The sequence below is a fragment of the Paracoccus salipaludis genome, from assembly GCF_002287065.1.
GTDB classification, from domain to species: Bacteria; Pseudomonadota; Alphaproteobacteria; order Rhodobacterales; family Rhodobacteraceae; genus Paracoccus; species Paracoccus salipaludis.
In genome coordinates, this window is sequence record NZ_NSJZ01000052.1 from 1 (window position 1) to 2792 (window position 2792).

A 2792-nucleotide genomic window follows, 5' to 3' on the forward strand; every position below is an offset into this window, starting at 1 on the left:
GCGCCGCGATCGGCTATTACCTCCGCCAAGCCCACGAAGGCCGGCTCAGCCTCGACGAGGCCTGGGAGGCGATCTGCGGCTACAACGCCGCCATGTTGCGGCCTAGTTGGTCCGAGGATCGCCTCAAGGCCGAGACCCGGCGGCTCTGGCAGCGACATCTCGAGCGCAACGGACCTGCGCAGCCGCCGCGGCAGGAGGCGCCGACAGGCCCGCTGGACTGCTTCAGCCTCGGCCAGCTGCTCGATGACCACAGCGCGCTGCCCGACGACATCGTTGCCCCGCGGGTGCTGACCCCAGGCGGGCTGCTCGTCCTCGGCGGTGCGCCCAAGGTCGGCAAGAGCGACTTCCTGATCTCCTGGCTCGTGCACATGGCCGCGGGCGTGCCGTTCCTCGGCTTTACGCCGCCGCGGCCGCTGCGGGTATTCTACCTGCAGGCCGAGCTGCAGTATCACTACCTGCGCGAGCGCCTTCACCAGATCGGCCTCCCGTCCGAAGTCCTTGTTGCCGCGCGCGACGGCTTCGTCGCCACCCCCCGGCTGAAGCTGCTGCTCGACCACGGTGGCGTCACCCGAGTGCTGGAGGCGATCCGGAGCGCCTTTCCCGAGAGCCCGCCCGATATCATCTGCATCGATCCGATCCGGAACGTCTTCGACGGCGGGCCGACGGGGCCGAACGGCAGCAGCGCCGGCGAGAACGACAACAGTGCGATGATGTTCTTCCTCAAGGAACGCGTCGAAGCGCTGCAGGCGGCGGTCAATCCCGATGCCGGCGTCATCCTCGTCCACCACACGAAGAAGCTTTCGAAGCAGCAGGTGAAGGATGACCCGTTCCTCGCTCTCTCCGGCGCCAGCGCGCTGCGGGGTTATTACACCAGCGGCCTGATCCTGCACCGCCCCGACGACGACAGCACCGCCCGCCGCCTCGAGATCGAACTGCGCAACGGACCGGCCCTGGAGGCGAAGCTGGTCGACAAGATCGGGGGCACATGGGTCGAACTGAACGCCCGCCACGAGCGTCTCGTGCGGCAGGAGGTGGGGGCCCGTCTCGACGCCGAGCGCGATCGCAAGGCCGAGGTGATCCTCGACGTGCTCTACGAAGAGGCTGCGGAAGGCCGGCTCTATACCTCCACCCAGTTCGCCTCGAACTTCGAGAACCGCGCCGGCCTCGGCAGCCAGCACACCATCCAGGACCAGCTCAACGTCCTCGCGACCAAGGGCTTCATCAAGTACCAGCGCAACGGCGCACTCTACGGCCTGCCGCTGGTCCGGTCCCGCTTCGGCTACATGTGCGTCGAAGGCATGCGCTTCGGCCGCGGGGAACAGGTCGATCCCGAGACCGGGGAAATCACGGGCCAGGGGCTCGCAGTCCTTCCGAGCCACTACCGCTGCGCGTCCTCGGGGGCCGCGCTCGAGGTCGAGAACCCCTCCGTCTGGGTCTGGCCGGAGGTCGTGGATGTCTGACAAATCGCGTGTCCGACATAAGTCGAAAATGTCAGACTTCCGGAATTGTCTGACTGATGGCTTTCTTTTCAATGACTTACGGAAGTCGAAGTCAGACATGTCTGACTTCCTTGTCCGACTTCTTCGGAGGCAGAAAAGCAAGCAATATCAACTCTCTGACTCGCATAACAAGTCGAACAATGAACCTCCCCATACTACGTATGGGAGGGCCGGCCTCAGGGCCGGACCCCCCATCCGTGACGTCCGGGCCCGCGGTCCTCCACGTCACCCCTCGTCTCTGCCTCACCCGATCACGACGGCCAGAATGACAGGAGATGACGATGGCCTGCAAGACGATGACGATGATGCGCTTCTCGCCCCGCGGTTACGGTGGCACCCGCCGCGACCCCGATCAGGTCCGGCGGGACGGCTGGCATGAGCTGGGGCTGCTGGCGGTCTCGGTCGACGATCCGCGGCTGACCTGGCCCGAGCGCGAGATGGTCGCGCAGCTGGGGCGCAAGCTCTATGGGCCCCGCGCCGGCGAGGGAGGGCGCAGCCATGGCTGATCGCGAATGGACCGCGGACGATGTGGCTGACCACTTCGAGGAGGCGTTCCGGACCCTGCGCAAGCTGCCGCCGGTCAAGGCGCAGCGCTACTTCGGAGCCTGGCCGCAGGTGCTGCGGACGAAGCGCGAGATCGCCGCGATGGAGCCCGAGCCGATGCGCGTCTGGCCGTCGGCGGCGGCCATCACCCGGCTGGAGCGGACCTTCGATTGGGTCCTCTGGATCGAGGAGCCCGAGCGCAAGCTAGTCTGGTCGCGGGCGGCCAAGGTGCCGTGGAAGGTGATCGCGGGCGAGATGGGCTGCGACCGCACCACCGCCTGGCGGCGCTGGCAACTGGCCTTGACCGTCATCGCGGCGCGGCTGAATGCCGAGTGACTCCAGAGTGTTGCAACACATTCGTGTTCGACACCTGCAACAGATCCGTGCTATGCGGAGCATATGATCGGGAGACGAGCGCCGAGAGCGCCCCCGGTCTTTTCCACCCCGCTTCATCCGTCTCGTGAGGCATTCATGCCGTTGCGCCCGCCCATCCATCGCCCGGTGGGGCGGCGCGACAAGCGCGAACGTGACCGCGACACTGACCGCCGACGTGATCCGGTGATCCGTGCGCTCTATCGCTCGGCCCGGTGGCTCGCGGAACGGCGGCTGTTTCTGGCCCGCCACCCGCTCTGCGCCGAGTGCCAGCGCCGAGACCGACTGACCCCGGCCAACACCGTGGACCATGTCGTCCCGCATCGGGGCGACCCCGAGCGGTTCTGGGACCAGGACGGATGGCAGCCGCTCTGTGCG

The 2792-nt window shown here is 67.1% G+C and carries 4 protein-coding genes; all 4 read left to right on the forward strand.

The annotated features are described in order from the left end of the window. Window positions 1–1460, forward strand: a 1460-nt coding sequence (locus CK240_RS17270; protein WP_095641511.1) for an AAA family ATPase, incomplete at its 5' end; no start/stop codon positions are given. A gap of 320 nt (window positions 1461–1780) precedes the next feature. Next, window positions 1781–2005 carry a hypothetical protein gene (locus CK240_RS17275; protein ID WP_408633536.1) on the forward strand — a complete coding sequence of 75 codons (225 nt, stop codon included), beginning with the start codon at window positions 1781–1783 and terminating at the stop codon, window positions 2003–2005. Further along, window positions 1998–2378, forward strand: coding sequence for a DUF6362 family protein (locus CK240_RS17280; RefSeq protein WP_036716037.1), 381 nt, complete (start codon window positions 1998–2000; stop codon window positions 2376–2378). Before CK240_RS17275 ends, CK240_RS17280 begins: the two co-directional genes overlap by 8 nt. A 222-nt stretch (window positions 2379–2600) precedes the next feature. After that, the coding region (locus CK240_RS19055; protein ID WP_240517556.1) for an HNH endonuclease signature motif containing protein at window positions 2601–2792 on the forward strand (192 nt) is incomplete at its 3' end.

Excerpts from the sequence above, each read along its gene's own strand:
- CK240_RS17275 (WP_408633536.1), top strand. The coding sequence starts at position 1,781 with ATGGCCTGCAAGACGATGACGATGATGCGCTTCTCGCCCCGCGGTTAC.
- CK240_RS17280 (WP_036716037.1), top strand. The coding sequence starts at position 1,998 with ATGGCTGATCGCGAATGGACCGCGGACGATGTGGCTGACCACTTCGAG.